Below are 21,944 nucleotides of genomic sequence, written 5' to 3'. Positions count from 1 at the left end.
CCCAGCTCCGGCTGGCCCGTCCCGCCGAGGGGTTGGCGAGGCGTTGCTCCACCGGGCGCACGCCGCGTCGTGACATTCTCTGCCACTTCTTCCCACGAAGCTCCGCCACGCTACGGAGTGAGGTGCCGAGTGTCAACAGTTTGGGAGATTTCTGGACCTCATCCGCCACCTATGTAGGACATAAACCGTAAAGGTCTCACCCCACAAAACAGCGCGATTTATCGACAAATGCCCCTCGGGCAAGGCCGTGGGAGGAAGTGGGGGGCCGCTCGGAGGTGGGCTGGAACGCGTCGGGCGGACGCTGGCAAGACGGAAAGCAAGCAAGACGGATCGCCGCCCTGAGCACGTCGATTCGCGGCCGGGCGAACGGGTGCGTAGCCGGGTTACCGGACGGGCTCAGCGAGCCCTTGGCTGGGGGGGAAACCGGACGGGGGGGAGCGCGGTGGTGGAGAGTGGGGAGGCGCGCCGCGGTGGTGGAGAGTGGGGAGGCGCGCCGCGGCGGCGGTCAGCTGTGGGGGGTCACGTTGGTCTGGACCCACTCCACGATGCTCTTCAGGGTGGTCCCGGGGGTGAAGACGCCCTTCACGCCGGCGTTCTGGAGCCGCGCGATGTCCTCGTCCGGGATGATGCCCCCACCGAACACCACGATGTCCTCGGCCCCGTGCTTCCGGAGCGCTTCGATAACCGCGGGGAAGAGGGTGTTGTGCGCTCCGGACATGATCGACAGCCCCACGGCGTCGACGTCCTCCTGCACAGCGGCGGAGGCGATCATGTCGGGGGTCTGGTGCAGGCCCGTGTAGACCACCTCGAAGCCCGCGTCGCGGAGTGCCCTGGCGACCACCTTGGCGCCGCGGTCATGGCCGTCCAGGCCGGGCTTCGCCACGAGGATTCGGACTTTGCGCTCTGCCATGAGCGCGTCGATTACCGCCTGCTCGGGCAAACGTAAAGCGAAGCGCCCGCGCTCCGCGGGGATGCACCCCGCTCTACTGCGCGGCGAAGACGAACGGAATCGTCACGGGGGTGGAACCCGAGGAAGGAGGGAACCGCCAGGACTTGATCCGGGAGGCGATGCAGCTCGCCAGGCCGGGGTAATCCTTCTCCGACCCGCCGGCCGAGACCGACTGGACGGCGCCCGAGGCGCCGATGACCACCGAAGCCGAGACCCTGGCGGTGCTGGCCGCGTTGCTGGCGCGCGCGTCGAGGGCAGGCTGCCAGCAGTGGCGCCGGACGCTGGGGCGGTTCGACTCGACGACACCGGAGATCTCCCCCTGGGAAAGCTGGCTCAAGCCGGCGCCGGCCCCCTGGCTGCCCGGTCCGGACGAGGGGCCGGGGACCCCAGCGCCGAACCCGGACCGGTCGAACTGGGCAGAAGCAGAGGCCGATGGAGCGACCGGCTTGTCCGTCGGAAGACGCTGGCTCGCGACGCCGCCCGCCTTGCCCGTCGAAGCGACCTCTGGCCGGGCGGAAGCCGTCTCGGCTGGCGCAGGCGCGTCCGGCTCGACGCTCGGCGGCGGCGGCGGGGCCGCCGTGGGCAAATCGGCCGGCTGGCTCTGCGGCGGGGGGGCGGTCACGACCTGCACGGGCTGCGGCTTCGGGGAGAGCAGGACGAAAGCGGAGACGCCACCGAACGCCGCTGCCATGGCGATGAAGGCGTAAGCGAGCGGGCTCATGCCCGATCGCCGCCGTGGCGCGACCGTCTCCACCAGGCTGCCAGGCGTGGCCACCAGAGGTGCGGGCTCCGCGGCGGAGAGGGCTCCCGCCGGCGCGCTGGGTGAGCCCCCTGCGGTCAGCCTTCCGCCTGCTGGCGCCGTCGCAGAACGCGCTCCCCCAGCGGCCAGGCCGCCCGCGGGCGCCGCCGCAGAGGGCGACCCGCCCGCGGCCAGGCCGCCGGCCCCACGAGCGAGCTCGGTCGAGGCGGACGCGGCCAGCTCGGGTCCGGGCGCAAACGCGACGGGGGCCGTGCGATCGGCCGCGAAGGGATCGGCGAGCACTTCTACCGGCGCAGCGCCCGCGGCGTGGGGCCGCCCGGCGCCTGACGGCGCTCCTGGCCACGCAGCCGGCGCGCTTGCTGCTGGCGCAACCGGGGCGACGCGCGCGACGGACGCAACGGACGTAGCTGACGCGACCGACGATGCGACCGGCGCGGGCAGCGGGGCCGACGCACCGGGCGTCCCCGCCGCCGTGAAGGCGGCGACCGCCGGGGCCTGCTCGTTCAGGCCAGGAGGCTCCGGCTCGCGCGTCGCCGGGCGCGCGGGCACGGCCGCTGGGACCGCAGGGACCCTCGACGAGGAGGGCGCCTTCGCCGACGGAGACGCCTGCGGCTGACCGACAGAGGAGCCCGTGGTGCTGATGCGGCGCGCAGGCGGGGACAGGCGGGTCGACTGAGCCTGCGTGACGATCTCGAGCAGCTCCGGGAAGTTCTTGAGGGGCTGCCACTCATCGAAGCCCTCGCGCCAGACGAGCGACTCGCCGTCCACCGCGCCGGCAAGCGCCTTGTCGCGAATGACCGAGAGCCGCACCGGGCCGAGCGGGACGCCGCCGACCCCGACGTACCAGTCCTCGCTCGACGTGGCGCGCACGGCCGGCGCCTTCCCGAGCGGGCGGTCGTTGGACATCGCGCGCGTGAACGCGCCCGCGGCCCCCGCCGGCGGCGTGGGCTCCGCCGCCCTGGCGGCAGGCGCAGGGGAACGGGCCGGCGCCGCGGGTGCCGGCTGGGCAGGCCGGGGTGCCGGGGAGACCTGCGGTGCGGTCGCCGGACGCGGGCTCGACGCCGGTCCGGGGACAGCGCGCGGCGCGACCGGAGGTCGAGGAGCGCCCCCTGGGCGCGGCAGCGCCTGGGATGCCGGCCGGGGCGGCGCCGGAGCGGCGCCCTGGCCCTGGGACGAAGCCAGCGGCGGCTTCAACGGGCTCGCCGCGCCCGCGTCCGCCGCCGGCGCCTCGTCGCTCGGAGGGGCGACGTGCGCGTCGTCGCCCGCCTCGCGCGGCGGCTCGACCGGGAGAGCACGCGCCACGGAGCTCTCGGTGACGCTCGCGCTGACCTGAATGAGGTGCCCGCATCGCCGGCACTGCATCCGCACCATCTTGCCGGCGACCTTCTCGTCACCGATCTGGTACTTGGCCTTGCAGTTATCGCAGATGAATTTCATCCAAGGACGCGCCTGCCGGTGGAATGGCGCAGTCTACGACAGCTTGGACCAAGACGACATGGGGTAGGCGGTCAGAGCAGCCCGAGCAAGTGCTCCTTGATCGATTGCCGCGTCGGGTCATCGGGAGCGACGCCCAGCGCGCGCTCCCAGGTCTCGATGGCTTTGTTGCGGAACCCGGCCTTCTGATAGAGCACGGCGAGGTTCTTCAGCGCGGGGAAGTGCTTGCCGTTGATGTGCAGCGCCGTCTCCAGCTCCTGGATGGCGTCGTAGAGCTGCCCCTGCTTGCCGTAGAGCAGGCCGAGGTGGAAGTGCAGCCGGTACGCGAGCGGGTCGATGGCCGTGCCCTCGCGCAGGTGCCGCACGGCCTTGTCGAAATCGCCCGCGCGATACGCCGCGATCCCCGCGGCGAGGAGGCGCTCCGCCTCCGCCGAGATCCGGTCCTGATCACCGCGGATCGAGCGCGCCTGGAGCGCGTTCTCCACGGCGGCGACGACATCGGCGACGCGGAAGGGCTTCTCGATGTAGGCCTCCACGCCGTAGCTCGACTTCAGATCCTCCGCGAACCGCCACCCGCGGTAGACGGCCGAGATCATGATGATCGGGATGTGGCCGTAGCGCTGGGTGCCCTTCATGCGGCGGGCGATGTCGAAGCCGTGCACCTCCGGCAGCATGGCGTCGAGGATCATCACGTCGGGCGGATTCTCCTTGACCATGCGCAGCGCGAGGAGCCCGCGGTCGGCTTCCTCCACGCGGTACCCGCGCTCCTCGAAGATGCGACGGAGCAGCTTCCGGATCTCCGGCTCGTCGTCGACGACCAGGATCGTGGTCTGATCGCCCTGCGGCGCCTTGCCTGCGCCCGGGAGCGACTCGACGACGGAGAGATCGCGGTCTGCGGTGCCGAAATCCGTGTCCGTGAGCTCGTCGGCCGCCGCCGCCCTCCGCATGGCGTCGTCGACGACGAGCGGCGGCCCCGCCGGGGAGAGGCGTGCTGGCGACGGGGCAGCAGGCGGGCTCGGCTCGTCGGTGAGATCGGCGAACGAGATCTCCGCGTCGTCGCGCGGGCGCTCCGGCGCAGGCCGTGGCGGCGGCGGCGGGGCGGCGCTGGGAGCAGGCGCTGCAGGGGCCTGGGCCACCGGGGCCTGGGCCACCGTCGCTGGGGGCACGGCGGACGCAGGCCTGCGCGGCGCAGGCTGCGCAGGGGCGGGCGGGGGCGCAGGCGGCGCCTCGGAAGCGGACGCCGCCGTGGAGCCGAGCCCGGCCCGCTTCAGCACCTCGGGCGGGCACTTGGCGCCCACGTAGAACGGCTCGCCCTGCTCCTTCATGTCGTAGGCGGCCGCGATGGTCCGCACGAGGGGGCCCGCGAGCGCGATGTACGGGAAGACGCGCTTGCCGGTCACGAACTCGAGCTCGTCGATCACCTTCTTGTCGGCGGGCGCGGCCATGGCCACGAGGATGCGATCCTCGCGCACGAGCACGGGAAGGAGCTTGTGCTTGGCGGCGATCTCGCGGGGGAGGATGGAGAGGTCGCTCAGCTTGATGCAGACCTGGTTGAGATCGATGCCAGGAACGCCGCTCTGCTCGGAGAGGGCCTTCAGCGCAGCGACCTCGGAGACGGTGCCGCTCTCGATGAGGTTCGTGGCGAGGGGCACCCCCTTCGCACGCGCCTCGAGGAGCGCCTGTTCGAGCTGGGGCTGGGTGACCGCCCGTTGCTGCAGGAGGATGCGTCCGAGCGGCTTCTTGTTGGCGTCTTGCGTCATTCCGCGGGCCGAGTTCGAAGGCTAATGGACGAGGAATGCGCGGGCAAGCACGCGACCCGCGCGCGAAGGCGGCCATCCGACCGACACGACCGGCTCGGGCTCGTGCGCCGGCGGCTCGGGCATACGGCCGGGTCGAGCGCGGCCAGGACGCCGCCCGATGCGCGCGGATCCGAGCGCGCGTCCCGACGCCAGAGGCGAGAGCTCACCATCCGCCCATGTTACTCCGGAACCCTCCGGGCAGCGCAGGCGATGCGCCGGCGGCGCGACGGCGCCCGCTGCACCGGCTCCGCGAACGCATCGAAGAGGCCATGGCGACGATGTAGGGTCACTCGGTTGACTCGGTCGCGCCCACCGTATCGTTCGCGTCGTTCGCGTCGTTCGCGTCGCTTGCATTACCGGCGCCGCTCGCGCCGAGCCACTCGCGAGCGAACGCCGCGTACCTCCCCTCGGCGATCGCCGCGCGCGCCTCTCGCATCAGGCGGCCATAGAGGTGGAGGTTGTGCTCCGTCATCAGGCGCAGCACCAGGATCTCGCCGGCCATGTAGAGGTGCCTCAGGTACGCGCGGCTGTATCCACCGGCGCAGGTCGGGCAAGCGCAGGTCGGATCGAGCGGCGAACGATCCTCCTTGTAGCGGGCCTGCTTGATGACGATCTTGCCGTGCTGCGTGAGCGCCTGCCCGTTCCGCGCGTTCCGGGTGGGGAGCACGCAGTCGAACATGTCGACCCCGGCGCCGATGGCGTGCACGAGGTCGAGCGGCGTCCCCACGCCCATGAGGTAGCGGGGGCGCGTCGGGTCGAGGTGCGGCCCGATCTGCGCGATGACCTCGTGCATCATCGCGATCGGCTCGCCCACGGAGAAGCCGCCCAGGGCGAGCCCGTCGAACGGCAAGGCGCCGAGCTCATCGGCGTGCGCCATGCGCAGCGCGACCGAGGTGCCTCCCTGCACGATGCCGAAGAGCGCCTGGCTCGGGCGCTTCGCGGCGAGGCAGCGCTTCCCCCAGCGCGTGGTCAGGCGACACGCCTCCTCGACCTCTGCGCGCGGCGCGCCGCCTGGCGGACACACGTCGAGCTGCATCGCGATGTCGGCCCCGAGCAGCCCCTGCACCTCCATCGCGACCTCGGGCGTGAGCGCCTTGCGAGCGCCGTCGAGGTGCGATCGGAACACGAAGCCGTCCTCGACGAGGGTGCGCCGCTCGGCGAGCGAGAAGGCCTGGAAGCCCCCGGAGTCCGTGAGCATCGCGTGCGGCCAGCGGGTGAACGCGTGCAGACCGCCGAGCTGCGCGACGAGCTCGGGGCCAGGGCGAAGCCACAGGTGGTACGTGTTGCCGAGGACGATCCTCGCGCCGGTCGCGGCCACTTCGGCCGGGGTCAACGTCTTCACGCTGCCCTGGGTGCCGACCGGCATGAACGTCGGGGTCAGCACGTCGCCGTGCGGCGTGGAGAGCACGCCCGTCCGGGCATGCCCGTCCCTCGCGAGCTCGGAGAAGGAGAAGCCAGGGGTCCGGCTCATGGCGCATCCACCCCGCGGATCAGCATGGCATCACCATACGAGTAGAAACGGTAGCCGGCGTCGATCGCCGCGCGGTACGCGAGGAGCGTGCGCTCGCGGCCGGCGAAGGCGAACACCAGCGCGAGCAGCGTCGAGCGCGGCAGGTGGAAGTTGGTCAGCAGGGCGTCGACGACGCGGAACCGATAGCCCGGCTGGATGAGGAGGCGCGTCTCCCCGGACTGCGCCCGCACGAGGCCTGCGCGGGCCGGATCGGCGGCCGACTCCAGCGCGCGAACCACGGTGGTGCCGATGGCGATCACCGACGCGCCGCGCTCGCGCGCGCCCGCGATCGCGCCCGCGGTCGCGTCCGGGATCGAGTAGACCTCCGCGTGCATCGGGTGCAGGTCGAGATCGTCGACCGTGACCGGCTGGAACGTACCGAGGCCGACGTGCAGCGTGACGCTCGCGATCTCGACCCCGTTCGCGCGGAGCCGCTCGACGAGGCCGGGCGAGAGGTGGAGGCCCGCCGTGGGCGCGGCGACCGCTCCTGGGACCCGGGCGAAGATGGTCTGGTACCGCTCGCGATCGGACGCGTCGTCGCCGCGGCCGAGATAAGGCGGGAGCGGGACGTGGCCGTACGCGTCGATCGCAGCGGCGACGGACAGCCCCGCGGGCGAGGAGAGCTGCACCGTGAGCACGCCGTCCTCGGCCCGCTCCAGCACCTCCGCGACCAGCGCGCCGTCGCGCTCGAGATCGAGCACCGCTCCCGGACGTATCGGCTTGGAGGCGCGCCCCATCGCTCGCCAGCGTTCGGACAGCGGCGCGCTCTCCTGCGGCCCTCCGCCGAGGTCCTCCGCGCCGGCCGGCGCCCCGTCCAGCCGGTGCAGCAGGAAGAGCTCGACCTGCCCGCCTGAGCCGCGCTTCCTCCCGAACAGACGAGCGGGGACGACCTTCGTGTCGTTGACGATAACGAGCGAGCCGCGCTCGATGTACCGGTCGAGATCGCGGATCGCCGTGTGCTCGACCTCGCCCGCCCTGCGGCCGCGATCGACCAGGAGGAGCCTCGCTCCGTCGCGCTCCTCGGGGGGTCGCGAAGCGATCAGCGCTTCAGGGAGTTCGTAGTCGAGCAGCTCGCAGCGCACGCCGCGCTACTAGCACGACGCGGGCGTGAGCACGTTCGTCTTGGCGCGGAGGAAGCGACAGATCTCGCCCACCTGATAGGGCTTGGGGACGAAGGCCACCGCGCCGCAGTCGGCGCGCTCGACCTGGCGCGCGGAGAGATGATAGGCGCTGGAGAGCACGACCCGCACCCCCGGGTACGCATGCCGGATATGCCGCGCCAGATCGAGGCCGTTCAGGTCCGGCATCATCAGGTCGATCATCGCCACATCGATCGGAGACGAGCCGAGGGTGAGCAGCGCATCCTGGAACGAGGCGGCGAACACAACCTCGAACCCCTCGACGCTTAGCCCTGCCGAAAGAGCGCGACGCTGGGAATTCTCACCGTCCACGATCAGCATGCGGGCCATTAAGCGTCCTCCTGCGGCAATCGCCGCCATCTAATACGCCTACTTGTCTAGCAATCGCCGGGCCAAGTTCCCGAATCGACGCGTTGCGGTTGCCGACGCTAAAGTGAAACAGAAGAGCACAGTCTACATCAGCCGCCTCATTGCACTAAGGCAAATCCCGACACTGCATCATTGCAAAGATGCAATCTAGCGTAGGCTAGCTCCCTCGATTTACTGCTGAGTCAGATGGTTTGCTCGGATCGAGCGGCCGCATCCATACGACCCGAGCGGAGGAATGCAGGCTGAGCTCGATGGGCAGCAGGTCGCGGTGCCGGGGGAGCACGGCCCCGCCGAGCGCGGTCCGCCTGAGGTCGCTGTATCCCGCGGGAGCGAGCTGCTGAGCCCGGCCGGTAGGCGATGGAAGACGCCCGGCAGATCGGCGCCGTTTCAGCCCGGGGGATACGTGATCGTCAGGCGGGTCATCTTGCGCCACAGCGTGGTCGCGCTGATCCCGAGCACCTCGGCGGCGCGCTCCCGGCTGCCGTCGCACTCCCGCAGCGCGGCCTCGATCGCCTGGCGCTCGGCGCAGTCGACCACGTCGGCGAGCAGCCTGCCGCCGGCTTCGGGCGCGCGCTGCGGCTGCACCGCGGCGGGCAGCACGTCGTCGACGCTGATGACGCCGCCGCCCGAGAGGGCCACCGCTTGCTCGACCATGTTCTCGAGCTCGCGGATATTGCCGGGGAAGTCGTACTGCGTCAGCGCCTCGATGACGCCGTCGGCGGCGCGGGCGCGACAGCTCATCTTGCGGTTGTACTTCTCCAGGAAAAACTCCCAGAGGATCGGGATGTCCTCGCGACGCGCGCGGAGCGGCGGGAGCACGAAGCGCGCGACGTTCAGCCGGTAGTAGAGGTCCTGGCGGAACCGCTTCTCCGACACCGCGGTCAGGAGCTCCTGGTTCGTCGCGGCGATGATGCGCACGTCGACGTGGATGGGTTTGTTCTCGCCTACCCTGCGGATCTCGTTCTCCTGGATCGCGCGGAGCAGCTTCGCCTGGAAGGTGAGCGGGGTCTCGGCGATCTCGTCGAAGAAGAACGTGCCCCCGTCGGCCTCCTCGAACAGCCCTTTCCTCGCCGAGATCGCGCCCGTGAACGAGCCTCGCGCGTGGCCGAACAGCTCGCTCTCGAGGAGCGTCTCGCTGATGGCGGCGCAGTTGACCGGCACGAACGGGCGGTCGGCGCGCTTGCTGTTGGCGTGGATGGCCTTGGCGACGAGCTCCTTGCCGGTGCCGCTCTCGCCGGTGATGAGCACCGTGGCGTCGGTCGGCGCGACCTTGACGATCCGGCCGAGCACCTCGCGGACCGCCTGCGAGCGGCCGACGATGTTCTCGAACCGGTAGCGCTCCTTGAACTCGCTGGCGAGCAGCTGCACCTCGCCGGTGAGCTTCCGGTTCTGGATCGCGCGCTCGACCTTCACGAGGAGCTCCTGCTCCGAGAACGGCTTCTGGATGTAGTCGAACGCGCCGAGCCGCATCGCCTCCACCGCGCTCTCGATGGTGCCGTACGCGGTCATCACGATGACCTCCGTGTTCGCGTTCGACTCCTTCACCGCGCGCAGGACGCCGATCCCGTCGAAGCCGCCCATCCGGAGGTCGGTGAGCACGACGTCGTACGCCCCTTTGGCGCCCAGATCGGCGCCCTGGCTGCCGTCCGCCGCTTCATCGACCTCGTACCCGGCGCCACGCAGCATCATCGCGAGCGTGGTCCGCATGTTCCGCTGGTCATCGACGACAAGAATCTTCGACATGGATTTCCCCCGCCGCGCTCATCCTCCTCCGGGGACGAGGGCGGCGCGACGATCACGACCGACGTGCCGCGCTGGCGCGTAAGCGCGCGAGCACGGTCGTCCGCGGCGCCTTGGACATGCGTCCAGAGCATCGTACGTCAAGCACGACCTCCGCCGCCAGAAGGGTGCACGGGGGACGCCCTTTGCGCGAGGAGCGTCCCCCACCCTCCCCTACTCGCGGATCTGCTGGGCGAGGTAGGCTGTCTCGCCGAGCTTCTCGATCAGCCCGATTTGTGTCTCGAGCCAGTCGATGTGCTCCTCCTCGGACTCGAGGATCTCGGCCAGGAGATCCTCGCTGGTGCGATCTCCCTTGTCGCGGCAGAGGGCGATCGCCGAGTTGAGCCGCTTGACCGCGTGGTACTCGAGATCGAGGTCGCTCTTGAGCTGCTCCGGCACGCTCTGCCCGATGTGCAGGGTGTCCAGGCGCTGGAGGTTGGGCAGCCCATCCAGGAAGAGGATGCGCTCGATGATCGCATCGGCGTGCTTCATCTCGTCGATCGACTCGGCGCGCCCATGCGCAGCGAGCGTGACGAAGCCCCAGTGCGAGCACATCTTCGCGTGCAGAAAATACTGGTTGATCGCAACGAGCTCTCCGGCAAGCACCTCGTTCAACGCATCAACGACGTCTTTTGCACCCTTCATCGGACCCCTCTCGCGCTCATGGCTGTCGTGCTGGCCCCGCCCCTGTCAGGCGGGGGACGCTGGCTGGAACGCCAGCGCCCCGCACAAATGCGCAAGGTCCGTAGAGGTGCGCAAGCAGTTTCTAAGGAAATAGATGCCGCGGCCGTCGCTCCCGACGGAAACCAGGGCCTTCAGGGTGTTGCCGGTCAAGCCGGAGAATCAGGCTGCGCTGGAGACCGGCGCCATCGTGAGGCGGCGCGGCGTCGAGGCGCCGTCGCGCTCGCCGACAAGCTCGGCGATCGTCGACCGGCAGGAGCCGCACCGCGTACCGGCGCCCGTGCACTCCATCACCTGCGAAACAGAGCAGGCGCCCTCGCTCATCGCTTCGCGAATCTCTCGATCACAGACGCCCATACAGAGGCAGACGTACATGCAGACCCCCGGCTACGGAACGGGTGGGATTGATATTGAACATAGCTTTCAATATCGCAGCGTCAAGGGGAATGTCGCCTGGGCGGATCGCCGCGTTGGCTCGTGGTCCGAAATCCCCCTTGGATCGGGCCAGCAGCGAGCGAGCGAGCGCGAGCGCACCGAGCAGTGCTCGGTCGGTCGAGCGCCACAGGAGCACCGGAGGGAGAGGGATCGGGCAGGATGCAGCCGGTCAGACCGGCGGGAGATGACGCCGCGCGAGCGCGGCCGGGAGGCGAGGCGCGAACGCACGCCCGCCGGGGAGCGGTCGGCCGCGTGACAGCGTCACATCGTGAGGCCGCCGTCGACGTCGATGCAGCGACCGTTGAAGTACTCGCACTCGATCACGAAGCGCACGGCCTGCCAGATGTCCTCGGGTACGCCGATGCGGCCCACAGGGATCATGGCGACCAAGGCGTCGCGCGCCTTCTGGTGCATGCCCTGCGTCATGGGCGTCTCGATCATGCCGGGCGCAACAGCGCCGACGCGGATGCCGAACGGCGCGAACTCGAGCGCCCAGGTCTTCGTGTTCGCCGCGAGCGCGCTCTTCGCGGCGGTGTAGCTCGACTGGCCGCGGTTGCCGTGGCGCGCGATGGAGCTGATGTTGACGATGACGCCCTTCTGCTCGGTCTCGATCATCTTCGCGACGACCTCGCGGACCATGAGCGTGGCCCCCGTCAGGTTGACGTCGATGACGGCCTGCCACTGCGCCGCGCTCAGCTTGACGACCGCCCCCGTCTGCCGGTCCTTCTTGACGAGCAAACCGTCCCGCAGGATGCCCGCGTTGTTCACGAGGCCGTTCAGGCCGCCCATCTCCTCGTGCGCGAAGCGGACGAACGCCTCCACCTCCGCCTCCACCGCCACGTTGACCGCCCGCGCGTGGACCTTTCCGGCGAGCCCCTTGCTCGCCTCGACGAGCGACGCGAGCCCCTCCTCGTTCATGTCGCCGGCGGCGACCTGGCCCCCGAGCTCCGCGAGCCGCAGCGCATAGTGGCGACCCAACCCCTGGGCAGCACCTGTGACGACGAACTTCGTGTCCTCGAGTCGCATGATCGCACTCCTCCAGGGATCGCTCCCGATCACCGTGTCGAACGCGCCGTCTACCACGACACAGCTGCGAGGCGGCGAGCGACGTCGCAGCGCGCCACCAACGCCCGAACCCCCCGCCTGGCATGCAGGCCCCCGCGCAACCCGCGGTCGCCGCTTGCGCCGGGTGGCATCGATGTTATTCAGCGCCCATGAGGTCGATCGCGCTCGCCGCCATGTGCGCCGGCATCCTGACGCTCGCGCCTGCATGTGACCGCGCCCCCCCGGTGCCCGAGACCTCCGATCCGACGGGCAAGGATCTGGTGATCGGCGCCGTGGTCGCAGCCGCCGAGCAGAGCGGAGGGATCCGCATCTACAAGATCGTCGAGGTGGAAGAGCTGCCCACGCCGTTCGGGTCCGATCTGCACATGATCGCCTACGATCCGAAGGTGCAGAGCTTCGCGGAGGCCGCGGAGCTCCGTCGCAAGGGGAAGCTGACCGTCGCGAAGGATCACATGACGGTCCGGCTCGTGTATTTCCTGCCGCGCGACCACCGGGTGATCAGCAACGAGCCGGTCAGCGACGAGGAGCGGGCCCCGTACCTCCGCTCGTTCCAGAGCCGGCAGCGCTGACCGGCATCCGCCGGCGGGCGGCGAGGCGCCCGCGCCTCAGCGCGCTGTGCGGAGCAGCTCACCCAGCCGCTCGATGGCCTGGCTGTGCAGCCGGCTCGCCCAGCTCTTGCTGATCCCGAGATCCTGCGCGATCTGATCGAAGCGCTCGTCGTCGAAGTAGTGGCGCTCCACGAGGGTGCGCTCGCGCTCCGGGAGCTCGCGCACGGCGTGACGCACGGCCTGCGCGAGCTCGGCGCGAGAGGCGTGCTCCTCCGGGTCGTCCGCGGCGTCGGGGACGGCAGCGATGTCCCCGTGACCCGAGAGCAGGCCGAGCGCCATCGCTGCCGCATGCCCGGCGAGCAGATCGCCGAGCCGCGCGGCGTAGGCCTCCTGCGTGGCAGGCGCGTCGGCGTCGTCCTCCGCCCCGCGCCCCTCCGCGAAGCGCGCCGACGCAGCGAGCGCGCTGGCCCGCGCGGCCGCGGAACGCCAGCGCGTCTCCCTCCGGACGCCGTCGAAGATGGCCCACCGGAGCTTCCTCTTGGCGTAGGCCTCGAAGGTGGATCGGCTCGGATCGTGCGTCCGCACGATCTCGAGCAGCGCCGGGTGCCCCAGCGCGACGAGGTCCTCCACCGGGATGCGGCGGCCCAGACGGCGCGCGATGCGCTTCGCGACCAGCTGAAGCAGGTCGAGCCCCTCGGCGAGGAGCCGGTCTTCCGGAGTGCGCACCGCTATCCCGCCTTGGCGCGCTCCGCTGCGCCGAGCACCCCGAACGCCCGCTCGCCGCTCTCGTCGACCTCGCGCGGATGCGCGCGCCGCAGGAGGCGGCTCGCCTCCTCGTCGTGCAGCAAGACCTCCGCGAGCTGCTCGCGCATCCACGCGATCTCGTGCGCGGGCAGGCGCCCCACGTAGGGCGCCACGGCGGCGTCGACCTGAGCGGCGATCCAGGGGTCATCGAGGAGCGAAGCGTCCATGGGTGATGACCATTATATCTGCACAGCGCGCGCCGTCATCCGCCGCTCGCCGCATCGCCGAGGCGTCATTGGGCCGACGGCGACCCGTTGAGGCAGGCCTCGAACACCTTGACGGTCCGCGCGTCGAACGCGCACTTGAGCGACTTCGGATCCACGCTCTTGCCGACGTTCTGCTCACACGACCGCGCGTACTGATCCCCCAGCGTGGCCGCGACGGCGTCGATCTTCTTCTCGGTCTCGCTCCGCTGCTCCGCCGTGAGCTTGGCGCTGAGCGCCGCGACTTGCTCCGAGCGCGTGAGCCCCGTGAGCCGCTTGCCGAGCTCCACGCAGTCGCCATGCATGAGCGCGTAGTCGTCGGGCACCGAGTCGTCGCGTCGCGGCGGCGGCGCCGGCGCCGCCGCGCCGGGCTCTGCGTCTGCCTCCCGCGCCTCGGCGCCCTGGGCGGCATCGCTCGTGGGCTCGGCCGTCAGCGACGGCTCCTCCGAGCGCGCGGGCTCGGGCTGCTCGATCGGAGGCGGCGAGGCCCCTCCGCACCCGAGCAGCAACGTCGACAGCGGACCCATGACCATGATCAAGAAAAGAGCTCTCCCCATGCAGCGAGGGTTGATCGGCTCGCGCCGGGCGTCCATGCCGCGCCGGGCGCGCTCGGCGCTGCGCGGCGGATCGAGCGACGCCTCGGCTTGCCGCGCTTGCCGCGAGGGTGCACGGGCCGCCTTGGCAGGCTCCGTGCAGGGCGCACCGTGACGGCAGGTCGGCCTCGCCGGCCATGTCGCCTGTCCGTGCGGAGGCGGGAGCATGCGGTCGCTCTGGATTGTTCTCGTCCTGGTGCTCGGCTCGGCGTTGCTGCTTCAGGTGATGGCGGCGTCCGACGGCCGGATCCCGTACGCGCGCTTCCGCTCGCTCGCGGAGAACGGAGAGCTCGCCGAGATCGAGATCCGGGACGACATGTACATCGGGCGCGCGGTGCCCGGCCTGAGCGCGCGCGCGCCGCAGAGCTACCGCACGGGGCGCATCGAGCAGACCGAGAAGGATCTGCTCGCCGATCTCGACCGGCGAGGGATCCTGTACACGCGCGTCGCGGACGAGCTGGTGCTGCCGCCGTACCTCTGGCTGCTGCTGCCGCTCGCCGGTCTGGCCGCGATGGGCCACCTCGCGTCGCGCCGTGCGACGACGGCGGGGACCATCTCGGGCGCCGCGACCGCCTTCGGCAAGCACAAGGCGCGGCTCTACGAGGAGCGGGGCGCGATCGCGACGTTCCGCGATGTCGCCGGCAACGCCGAGGCGAAGACGGAGCTCGGCGAGATCGTCGACTTCCTCAAAGCGCCCGAGCGCTACGAGAAGCTCGGCGGGCGGATGCCCAGAGGGGTGCTCCTCGTGGGGCCGCCCGGCACGGGCAAGACGTTGCTCGCTCGAGCGATCGCGGGAGAGGCGAGCGTCCCCTTCTTCAGCGCAACCGGGTCGGAGTTCGTGGAGATGTTCGTCGGCGTCGGCGCCGCGCGCGTGCGCGACCTCTTCTCCCAGGCGCGCGAGAAGGGGCCTTGCCTCGTGTTCATCGACGAGCTCGATGCGGTCGGCAAGGTGCGCGGCCTCGGCGGCTCCGTCGGCGGCCACGACGAGCGGGAGCAGACGCTCAACCAGCTCCTGACCGAGATGGATGGGTTCGACGCGCACACGGCCATGGTCGTGATCGCCGCGACGAACCGCGCCGAGATCCTCGATCCGGCGCTGCTCAGGCCAGGGCGGTTCGACCGCCGGGTGCACATCGACCGGCCCGACCTCGCCGAACGGAAGGAGATCCTCGCGGTGCACGCGAAGAAGGTGGCGCTCGATCCTGGCGCGGATCTCGACGCCGTGGCCGCGCAGACCGCGGGGCTCGTCGGCGCCGACCTCGCGAACATCGTCAACGAGGCGGCGCTTCTCGCGGCGCGGCGCGGCGCGGAGGCGGTGGGACACAGCGACCTGGAGGCGGCGATCGAGCGCGGGCTCGCGGGGCTCGAGCGCCGCGGCAGGCGGCTTGGAGCGCGCGAGAAGCTCGTCGTCGCCTACCATGAGGTGGGGCACGCGCTGACGGCCTCGCTGCTGCCGACGCAGGATCCGGTGCGCAAGGTGTCCATCGTGCCGCGGGGGCCGGGCGCGCTCGGGTACACGATCCAGCAGCCGCGCGAGGATCGTTACCTGTGGAGCCGGCAGGAGATCCTCGATCGGCTGGTCGTGCTGCTGGGCGGGCGCGTCGCCGAGGAGGAGGCCGTCGGAGACCTCTCGACCGGCGCGCAGGACGATCTGCTCAACGCGACCGACCTCGCGCGTCGCATGGTCCGCGAGCTCGGGATGGGCCAGGGGGTCGGGCTCTCGGCGCTCGAGCCGCGCCGGCCGCTGTCGTTCCTCGGCGAAGCGCAGGGCGCGATGCCGTCCGGCGCAGGCCCGCGGGAGTGCAGCGACGCGACCGCGCGCGCGATCGACGCGGAGGTCGCGCGGATCCTCGCGGACGCGGAGGCGCGGGCGCGCGCCTTGATCCAGGGGCGCCGACAGACGCTCGAGCGCATCGCCGCCCGGCTCTACGAGGTCGAGACCCTGAGCGGCGATGAGCTCAGGGAGATGGTCGCAAGAGGGGAAGCCTAGAGCAGCCGCTCAGTCGACGCTCCGCAACGCGCGGGACAGATCGAAGCCCGCGGCGTCATAGTGATAGACGACGCGGAGCACGCGGCCGCGCAGGAGCTCCCTCGGCACCGCCCCCATCGCCCGGCTGTCGAGCGAGGCGGCGCGGTTGTCGCCCATCACGAAGAGGTGGTCCGGCGGGACGACGACCGGACCGAACGCGTCGAAGTCGGTCTCGCCTGCCGCGTGCGTGACCTCGCCGAGGTGCTCCACCCTCGTGCCGTCCCCGAGCTGCTCGAGCGCTTGCGCCGCGCCGTCGACGTACAGCACGCCTTGCCGGAGCATCACCGTCTGACCCGGGAGCGCGATCACCCGCTTGACGAGGAGGGTGGAGCCGCCGCGCGGATCCGCGAAGAGCACCACCTCGCCGGCGCTCGGTCCGCTGCGCTCGAACAGGTAATGATCCGTGAGCGGGACGCGGAGCCCGTAGGCGACCTTGTCGACAAGGATGCGATCACCCGGGGCGATCGTCGGCCACATCGAGCCGGTGGGCACGTGGTACTGGTCCGCGAGGGTCGAGCGACCCAGCGTGAGGATCGCGAGCGCCGCGAGGATCTTGAGGAGGCTCCGACCGAACGGCGCGACCGTCTGGTAGGCGCGCTGCGCGAGCGCGCGATCGGATCGAAGCGTGAAAAGTCCGGCCTTGTCGGGCGGGAGGCACACCGCCGCGGCCTCCACCGCCGGCCGGGGAACGCTGGGCTCGCTCATCTCTGGCGGGGCTAGCATCCGCGCTCGAGACAAGCCAGCTTCGCTGCATGCACGGCTGCACTTCATCGACTGCACCACTCTCCCAAGCTCTGGGCCGCCTCACACTCTGCGGATCAATGTCGCGTCATCCGGTAACGACAGGGGCCGCCATGCACCTCGCCGGCTACCGCGCGCTGGGACTCGATTTTACCTATATCCCTTTTGCGGTGACCGATGTTGAAGGCGCGACGCGAGGGATGCGCGCGCTCGGGATCCGCGGCCTCGGCGTGTCGATGCCCTACAAGCAGGCGGTAATTCCATTGCTCGACGAGCTCGATCCCGTCGCCGAGCGGATCGGCGCGGTCAACACGATCGTGAACAACGACGGGCGCCTGAGGGGGTACAATACCGACTGGATCGGCGCGGTGCGGGCGCTCGAGGAGGTGACGCAGCTCGGGGGCGCGCGGGTGATGCTCCTCGGCGCCGGCGGCGCGGCGCGCGCGGTCGCGTTCGGGCTCGCGGAGCGCGGCGCCCGCGTCACGGTGGCGAACCGCGATCTCGAGAAGGCGCGGCAGCTCGCGGCGGCGGTCGGCGGCGCGGCCGTGCCGCTCGACGCAGCGGCGCTCTCGCCCGACCACGGCGTCCTCGTGAACGCCACGTCGCTCGGCATGGCCGAGGTCGATCCGCGAAGCCCTGTCCCGGAGGTGGTATTGCGGGAAGGTCTCCTGGTGATGGATATCGTGTACAAGCCGATGATCACGGAGCTCGTGGCGGCGGCGCGGCGGCGCGGAGCGATCGCCGTTCACGGCGGGAGGATGCTCCTCCACCAGGCTGCAGAGCAGTTCCGGCTGTACACCGGGCGGGAGCCGCCGCTCGATGCCATGGACGAAGCGCTGCGCGCTCAGCTCGGCTGACGCGCGGAGCCGCCGCTCGACGCCACGGACGAAGCGTCGCGCGCTCAGCTCGGCTGACGCGCGCGACGTCCCGCGCCAGGCTCGCGCTGTCTGGCGCCTGTCCGGCCGGCAAGGTGCGCGGCGACCGCCGCTCTGCGCCGCGCGCACGGCCTCCGGAGCAATGGCCAAGGACGGGCGCCACGCGTAGGCTTCCGGCGATGGTCTCGTTTGAGATACGCGCAGCCGTGACCGGCGACGAGGAACAGCTCCTCTATGTCGCGCGCCACCTGAACTCGGTCAACCTGCCGAACAACCGTGACGCAATCCACGAGATCGTCGCCGAGAGCCACAAGAGCTTCAACGGTACGATCCAGGATTCCCGCCTCCGCCAATACGTCTTCGTCCTCGTCGACCTGACGAAGGGCGACAAGGGCATGATCGTCGGGACGTCGATGATCATCGCGCAGCTCGGCCGGCGCGGCGTCCCCTACATCTTCTTCGACGTGCTCGACGAGGAGAAGTACTCGGCCACGATCGACAAGCACTTCCATCATACCGTGCTGCGCATCGGCTACTCGTACAACGGCCCCACGGAGATCGGCGGGCTCGTGCTCATGCCGGAGTACCGGCAAGGGCCCGAGCGGCTCGGCACGATGATCTCCTATGTTCGCTTCCTCTACATGGCCGCGCGATCCGCGCTGTTCCAGGAGGAGATCCTCGCGGAGCTGATGCCCCCCCTCGAGCCGGATGGGACAAGCCACCTCTGGGAAGCGCTCGGGCGCAAGTTCACCGACATGAGCTATGCCGACGCGGATCTCCTCTCCAAGAAGAACAAGGAGTTCATCAAGGGGCTCTTCCCGGAGGGGACCATCTACGCCTCGCTGCTGCCCGAGGACGCGCAGCGCGTGATCGGGAAGGTCGGGGCGCAGACCCGGGGGGTGGAGAAGCTGCTCCGCCGCATCGGCTTCCGCTATGCCCACAGGGTCGATCCGTTCGACGGAGGGCCGCACTTCACTGCCCGCATGGACGAAATCTCGCTCGTGAGCGATACGCGCCGGGCGAAGGCGGGCCGCCCGTTCACCCCGAGCCCGTCGGATCCGAAGGGCATCCTCGCGATCGAGCGCCCAGACGCCCCTTATTTTCGCGCGGTCGCCGCGAGCCTCCGCGATGAGGGAGAGCTCGGCATGGCGATCGCCGAGGACGCCTGGAAGCACCTCGAGCTCCAGCCTCGCTCGCCGATCTGGGTCCTGCCCATGCCGTGACAGGGCGCCTGCGCGCCACGTCCAGCACGCGCAAGACCAGCGGCTCAGCCCGCCTGCGCGTCACGTCCGGCACGCGCGAAACCAGCGGATCAGCCCGCATGCACGCCATGTCCACCAGCGGATCAGGCCGCCTTGCACCGTGACGATTCTGTTGCTACAGAATTAACAGAAGTTTTCACGAGCGGTTCGGAGGACCATGACCCTTGGATTGGACCTCGATTTCGGGCGCTTGCCCGCGCTGGAGCGGAGGGAACGCTGGCCCGGGACACCGAGGGAGGATGCCGGCGCGGAGAGGGCCCCCGAGGCAAAGGGCGGCGCAGAGCCCAGGCTCTCCGGGCGGGAGATGCGTATCGCCGCCGCGCTCGCCGAGGCGGCGATGCCGCCCGGCCGCTTCCTCGACGGCGCAGGCGCCGCGACCGCCAGCCGACTCGCGGCCTGGCTCGGCTCGATCCCGCCGCACCTGGCCCAGGGGCTGCGCGCGGCGCTGTGGGCGATAGAGCTCGCCCCCCTGCCGTTCCGGCTCAGGCCGCTGTCGGCGCTGCCGATCGAGGAGCGGATGGAGGTGCTCCGCGGCTTCGAGCAGAGCCGGGCGCGGACGCTGCGTTCGCTGCTCCGCGCCGCGCTCACGCCGCTCCGGTTCGTCCACTACGACCGGCCCGAGATGTTCAAGCACGTCGGCTGCCGTTACGAGCTGCCCACCGTGCGCGACGAGGCGCCGCGCTGGCTCGCGCAGGTGACGGACGGGCGCGAGGTCGAGGAGGACCTGGAGCTCGAGTGCGAGGTCCTCGTGATCGGCACCGGCGCCGGCGGAGCGGCCGCGGCCTACGAGCTCGCGTCGCGCGGACACGCGGTGCTCATGCTCGAGGAGGGCGACTTCCACCGCCGCTCGAGCTTCACCGGACGGCCTGCGCGCGCGTACCGGGAGATGTACCGCGACCACGGGCTCGACATGACGCTCGGCAACGTGAATATCCCCGTGTTCGCGGGGCGCGCCGTCGGGGGGAGCACCGTGATCAACTCCGGTACTTGCTACCGGGCTCCGGAGAGCACCTTCGCGTCGTGGCGAGACGGCATGGGGCTCCCGGCGGAGTTCTCGTCCGGCGGGCTCGCTCCTTATTACGAGCGCGTCGAGCGTATGCTCCAGGTCGCCCCCGCCGACCCGCTGCACCTCGGGGCGATCGGGCCGATCGTCCGGCGCGGTGCGGAGCGGCTCGGCCTGCGGCACGGGCCGCTCCAGCGCAACGCGCCGGACTGCGATGGGCAGGGGATCTGTTGCTTCGGCTGCCCCACAGGGGCCAAGCGCTCGACCGACGTGAGCTACGTACCCGAGGCGCTGAAGCGGGGCGCGCAGCTCATCACGGCGGCGCGGGTCAGGACGATCGAACTCGTGGCGGGCCGCGCGCGGGGGGCGACTGCAGTGCTCGGCGGTGACACGAGGGCCGGAGGCAACGGCGACCGCGCGGCGAGCGGCGCAGGGCGGCAGCCGCGGCTCGTGGTCAGGGCGGAGGCCGTCGTCGTGGCCGGCGGCGCGCTGATGACGCCGCTGCTCCTGCGCCGGAGCGGAGCGTGCCTGTCGAGCGGCGCGCTGGGAAAGAACCTCTCGATCCACCCGGCCTCGAAGGTGATGGCGCTCTTCGATGAGCGGATCGATCAGTGGCAAGGCATCCCGCAGGGCTACCAGATTGACCACTTCGCCGATGAAGGGCTGATGTTCGAGGGAGGCTCGCTCCCCTTCGACGTCGCCGCGCTGGCCGTGCCCTGGACGGGACACCGCTACACGGAGCTGATGGAGCGATACCCGCACCTCGCGACGTTCGGGTTCATGATCAAGGACACGAGCCGCGGCGAGGTGAGGCCCGGGATCGGCGGCACGCCGCTCGTGCTCTACACGATGAACCGGGAGGACGTCGCCAAGATGCAGCGCGGGGTCGAGCTGCTCTGCGAGGTGTTCCTGGCCGCGGGGGCGCGGCGCGTCCTGCCGCTCGTCGCCGGCTGCGACGAGGTGAACGGCCCCGCGGACCTGGAGCGGCTCAAGGCGCGGCAGATCAAGGCGGGGGACCTCGACGTGGCCGCGTTCCACCCGCTCGGGACGTGCCGTATCGGGGTGGATCCGCGGTCATCGTGCCTCGGGCTGGACCATCAGGCGCACGACGTCGCCGGGCTCTACGTGTGCGATGGAAGCGCGATCCCCTCGTCGCTCGGCGTGAACCCGCAGATGACCATCATGGCCATGTCGCTGCGCGCGGCCGAGCTCCTGAGCGAGCGGCTATCCCGCTGAGCCATCGCGGTACCCGAGGGCCGCGGCGCGCTCGCTGCCGATTCGATCGCTCTCGATCGTCCCGTCGCGCATGGTCACCACGCGCGGCATCGACTCGGCGAAGCTGAGGTTGTGCGTCACCACCACGACCGTGGTGCCGTGCTTGCGGTTCATCTCGAAGAACAGCTGGTGAATCGAGTCGCTCGTCGCGGTGTCGAGGTTCCCGGTCGGCTCGTCGGCGAGGAGGAGCTTCGGCGACAGGACGAGCGCCCGCGCCAGGGCCACGCGCTGCTGCTCGCCGCCCGACAGCTCCCCCGGCCGGTGCGTCGCGCGCGCCGCGAGCCCGACCTCGGCGAGCAGCGAGCGCGCGAGCGGCTCCATCTCGCGGCGGGTCTTCCCCTGGATGAGGCCCGGCATCATCACGTTCTCGACCGCGTTGAACTCGGGGAGCAGGTGGTGGAACTGGAAGACGAAGCCGATCGTCCGGTTCCGGATCGCCGCGAGGCGCGAGCCCGGCAGGCCGGTGAGCTCGTCGTTGCCGAGGCGGATGCGGCCGCTCGTGGGGAGGTCCAGCGTGCCGATGCAGTGGAGGAACGTGCTCTTGCCGGCGCCGGAGGGGCCCACAAACGCCACGACCTCGCCCTGGTTGATGACGATGTCGATGCCGCAGAGCACGTGGAGCTCGCGGCCCATGTGAACGAACGTCTTGCGGAGGTCTTCGACGACGACGAGCGGAGTGGACATGGAGTGA

20 protein-coding genes are annotated in these 21,944 nt (G+C 70.8%); 5 read left to right on the top strand and 15 right to left on the bottom strand.

Translation table 11 applies throughout. The features are described 5' to 3' along the window. Positions 1-505 precede the first annotated feature (505 nt). The 10 genes from WME79_RS09075 to WME79_RS09030 form a co-directional block, all read right to left on the bottom strand. Positions 506-910, bottom strand: a complete 405-nt coding sequence (locus tag WME79_RS09075; RefSeq protein ID WP_437534245.1) for a cobalamin B12-binding domain-containing protein — start codon at positions 908-910, stop codon at positions 506-508. Between the two features lie 73 nt (positions 911-983). Next, entirely contained in the window at positions 984-3,146 is a 2,163-nt protein-coding gene (locus WME79_RS09070; RefSeq protein ID WP_437534243.1) for a GYF domain-containing protein, read from the bottom strand. Positions 3,147-3,217: 71 nt separating this feature from the next. Further along, a complete protein-coding gene (locus WME79_RS09065; RefSeq protein ID WP_437534242.1) occupies positions 3,218-4,903 on the bottom strand; it encodes a response regulator in 1,686 nt (561 codons plus the stop codon). A gap of 325 nt (positions 4,904-5,228) precedes the next feature. Then, a complete protein-coding gene (tgt, locus tag WME79_RS09060) occupies positions 5,229-6,413 on the bottom strand; it encodes a tRNA guanosine(34) transglycosylase Tgt (protein ID WP_437534240.1) in 1,185 nt (394 codons plus the stop codon). Continuing rightward, the gene (gene queA, locus WME79_RS09055) at positions 6,410-7,534 is read right to left on the bottom strand and encodes a tRNA preQ1(34) S-adenosylmethionine ribosyltransferase-isomerase QueA (protein ID WP_437534238.1); all 1,125 of its coding nucleotides are present in this window, start codon (positions 7,532-7,534) and stop codon (positions 6,410-6,412) included. The genes tgt and queA overlap by 4 nt, the downstream gene beginning before the upstream one ends. 9 nt (positions 7,535-7,543) lie before the next feature. Then, positions 7,544-7,951, bottom strand: coding sequence for a response regulator (locus WME79_RS09050; protein ID WP_437534237.1), 408 nt, complete (start codon positions 7,949-7,951; stop codon positions 7,544-7,546). A 396-nt stretch (positions 7,952-8,347) separates the two neighbouring features. Beyond that, the gene (locus WME79_RS09045) at positions 8,348-9,703 is read right to left on the bottom strand and encodes a sigma-54-dependent transcriptional regulator (RefSeq protein WP_437534235.1); all 1,356 of its coding nucleotides are present in this window, start codon (positions 9,701-9,703) and stop codon (positions 8,348-8,350) included. A 210-nt stretch (positions 9,704-9,913) separates the two neighbouring features. Next, positions 9,914-10,384, bottom strand: a complete 471-nt coding sequence (gene bfr / locus WME79_RS09040; RefSeq protein ID WP_437534233.1) for a bacterioferritin — start codon at positions 10,382-10,384, stop codon at positions 9,914-9,916. 198 nt (positions 10,385-10,582) lie between these two features. After that, positions 10,583-10,795, bottom strand: coding sequence for a (2Fe-2S)-binding protein (locus WME79_RS09035; RefSeq protein ID WP_437534232.1), 213 nt, complete (start codon positions 10,793-10,795; stop codon positions 10,583-10,585). Positions 10,796-11,116: 321 nt separating this feature from the next. After that, complete coding sequence (locus WME79_RS09030; protein ID WP_437534231.1) at positions 11,117-11,881, bottom strand: SDR family oxidoreductase; 765 nt, start codon at positions 11,879-11,881, stop codon at positions 11,117-11,119. 188 nt (positions 11,882-12,069) lie between these two features. Here WME79_RS09030 and WME79_RS09025 point away from each other — a divergent pair, with 188 nt between their 5' ends. Further along, positions 12,070-12,489, top strand: a complete 420-nt coding sequence (locus WME79_RS09025) for a hypothetical protein (RefSeq protein WP_437534229.1) — start codon at positions 12,070-12,072, stop codon at positions 12,487-12,489. Between the two features lie 36 nt (positions 12,490-12,525). On the opposite strand, the gene WME79_RS09020 is transcribed toward WME79_RS09025, so the two are convergent. The 3 genes from WME79_RS09020 to WME79_RS09010 form a co-directional block, all read right to left on the bottom strand. Then, positions 12,526-13,194 (bottom strand): sigma-70 family RNA polymerase sigma factor, encoded by a 669-nt coding sequence (locus tag WME79_RS09020; RefSeq protein WP_437534228.1) that lies wholly within the window; start codon positions 13,192-13,194, stop codon positions 12,526-12,528. A 2-nt stretch (positions 13,195-13,196) separates the two neighbouring features. Further along, entirely contained in the window at positions 13,197-13,439 is a 243-nt protein-coding gene (locus tag WME79_RS09015) for a hypothetical protein (RefSeq protein ID WP_437534226.1), read from the bottom strand. Positions 13,440-13,504: 65 nt separating this feature from the next. Beyond that, positions 13,505-14,032, bottom strand: a complete 528-nt coding sequence (locus WME79_RS09010; RefSeq protein WP_437534224.1) for a hypothetical protein — start codon at positions 14,030-14,032, stop codon at positions 13,505-13,507. 202 nt (positions 14,033-14,234) lie between these two features. Here WME79_RS09010 and ftsH point away from each other — a divergent pair, with 202 nt between their 5' ends. Then, positions 14,235-16,058 carry an ATP-dependent zinc metalloprotease FtsH gene (ftsH, locus tag WME79_RS09005; RefSeq protein WP_437534222.1) on the top strand — a complete coding sequence of 608 codons (1,824 nt, stop codon included), beginning with the start codon at positions 14,235-14,237 and terminating at the stop codon, positions 16,056-16,058. A 9-nt stretch (positions 16,059-16,067) separates the two neighbouring features. On the opposite strand, the gene lepB is transcribed toward ftsH, so the two are convergent. Then, positions 16,068-16,802: a signal peptidase I gene (gene lepB, locus WME79_RS09000; RefSeq protein WP_437534221.1), complete on the bottom strand. Its 735-nt coding sequence runs from the start codon at positions 16,800-16,802 to the stop codon at positions 16,068-16,070. Positions 16,803-16,951: 149 nt separating this feature from the next. Here lepB and WME79_RS08995 point away from each other — a divergent pair, with 149 nt between their 5' ends. The 3 genes from WME79_RS08995 to WME79_RS08985 all read left to right on the top strand — a co-directional run bounded on the left by WME79_RS08995 (position 16,952) and on the right by WME79_RS08985 (position 21,214). Continuing rightward, positions 16,952-17,695 (top strand): shikimate dehydrogenase, encoded by a 744-nt coding sequence (locus tag WME79_RS08995; RefSeq protein ID WP_437534220.1) that lies wholly within the window; start codon positions 16,952-16,954, stop codon positions 17,693-17,695. Between the two features lie 197 nt (positions 17,696-17,892). Further along, complete coding sequence (locus WME79_RS08990) at positions 17,893-18,936, top strand: arginine N-succinyltransferase (RefSeq protein ID WP_437534219.1); 1,044 nt, start codon at positions 17,893-17,895, stop codon at positions 18,934-18,936. 196 nt (positions 18,937-19,132) lie between these two features. After that, a complete protein-coding gene (locus WME79_RS08985; protein ID WP_437534217.1) occupies positions 19,133-21,214 on the top strand; it encodes an FAD-dependent oxidoreductase in 2,082 nt (693 codons plus the stop codon). On the opposite strand, the gene WME79_RS08980 is transcribed toward WME79_RS08985, so the two are convergent. Next, positions 21,203-21,937 (bottom strand): ABC transporter ATP-binding protein, encoded by a 735-nt coding sequence (locus WME79_RS08980; protein WP_012234271.1) that lies wholly within the window; start codon positions 21,935-21,937, stop codon positions 21,203-21,205. The genes WME79_RS08985 and WME79_RS08980 overlap by 12 nt on opposite strands. Between the last annotated feature and the right edge of the window lie 7 nt (positions 21,938-21,944).

The organism is Sorangium sp. So ce726 (assembly GCF_051521405.1).
In the GTDB taxonomy this organism is placed as follows: domain Bacteria; phylum Myxococcota_A; class Polyangia; order Polyangiales; family Polyangiaceae; genus Sorangium.
This window is presented reverse-complemented; position numbering and strand designations above follow the sequence as displayed.

What these genes read in the sequence shown, in the direction of transcription:
- WME79_RS09030 (WP_437534231.1), bottom strand. Translation starts at nt 11,881, where the DNA reads ATGCGACTCGAGGACACGAAGTTCGTCGTCACAGGTGCTGCCCAGGGG.
- WME79_RS09065 (WP_437534242.1), bottom strand. Translation starts at nt 4,903, where the DNA reads ATGACGCAAGACGCCAACAAGAAGCCGCTCGGACGCATCCTCCTGCAG.
- WME79_RS09070 (WP_437534243.1), bottom strand. Translation starts at nt 3,146, where the DNA reads ATGAAATTCATCTGCGATAACTGCAAGGCCAAGTACCAGATCGGTGAC.
- WME79_RS09010 (WP_437534224.1), bottom strand. Translation starts at nt 14,032, where the DNA reads ATGGGGAGAGCTCTTTTCTTGATCATGGTCATGGGTCCGCTGTCGACG.
- WME79_RS09045 (WP_437534235.1), bottom strand. Translation starts at nt 9,703, where the DNA reads ATGTCGAAGATTCTTGTCGTCGATGACCAGCGGAACATGCGGACCACG.
- tgt (WP_437534240.1), bottom strand. Translation starts at nt 6,413, where the DNA reads ATGAGCCGGACCCCTGGCTTCTCCTTCTCCGAGCTCGCGAGGGACGGG.
- WME79_RS09035 (WP_437534232.1), bottom strand. Translation starts at nt 10,795, where the DNA reads ATGTACGTCTGCCTCTGTATGGGCGTCTGTGATCGAGAGATTCGCGAA.
- WME79_RS08980 (WP_012234271.1), bottom strand. Translation starts at nt 21,937, where the DNA reads ATGTCCACTCCGCTCGTCGTCGTCGAAGACCTCCGCAAGACGTTCGTT.
- WME79_RS09015 (WP_437534226.1), bottom strand. Translation starts at nt 13,439, where the DNA reads ATGGACGCTTCGCTCCTCGATGACCCCTGGATCGCCGCTCAGGTCGAC.
- WME79_RS09075 (WP_437534245.1), bottom strand. Translation starts at nt 910, where the DNA reads ATGGCAGAGCGCAAAGTCCGAATCCTCGTGGCGAAGCCCGGCCTGGAC.
- WME79_RS09050 (WP_437534237.1), bottom strand. Translation starts at nt 7,951, where the DNA reads ATGGCGGCGATTGCCGCAGGAGGACGCTTAATGGCCCGCATGCTGATC.
- bfr (WP_437534233.1), bottom strand. Translation starts at nt 10,384, where the DNA reads ATGAAGGGTGCAAAAGACGTCGTTGATGCGTTGAACGAGGTGCTTGCC.
- WME79_RS08990 (WP_437534219.1), top strand. Translation starts at nt 17,893, where the DNA reads ATGGTCTCGTTTGAGATACGCGCAGCCGTGACCGGCGACGAGGAACAG.
- ftsH (WP_437534222.1), top strand. Translation starts at nt 14,235, where the DNA reads ATGCGGTCGCTCTGGATTGTTCTCGTCCTGGTGCTCGGCTCGGCGTTG.
- lepB (WP_437534221.1), bottom strand. Translation starts at nt 16,802, where the DNA reads ATGAGCGAGCCCAGCGTTCCCCGGCCGGCGGTGGAGGCCGCGGCGGTG.
- WME79_RS08995 (WP_437534220.1), top strand. Translation starts at nt 16,952, where the DNA reads ATGCACCTCGCCGGCTACCGCGCGCTGGGACTCGATTTTACCTATATC.
- WME79_RS08985 (WP_437534217.1), top strand. Translation starts at nt 19,133, where the DNA reads ATGACCCTTGGATTGGACCTCGATTTCGGGCGCTTGCCCGCGCTGGAG.
- WME79_RS09025 (WP_437534229.1), top strand. Translation starts at nt 12,070, where the DNA reads ATGAGGTCGATCGCGCTCGCCGCCATGTGCGCCGGCATCCTGACGCTC.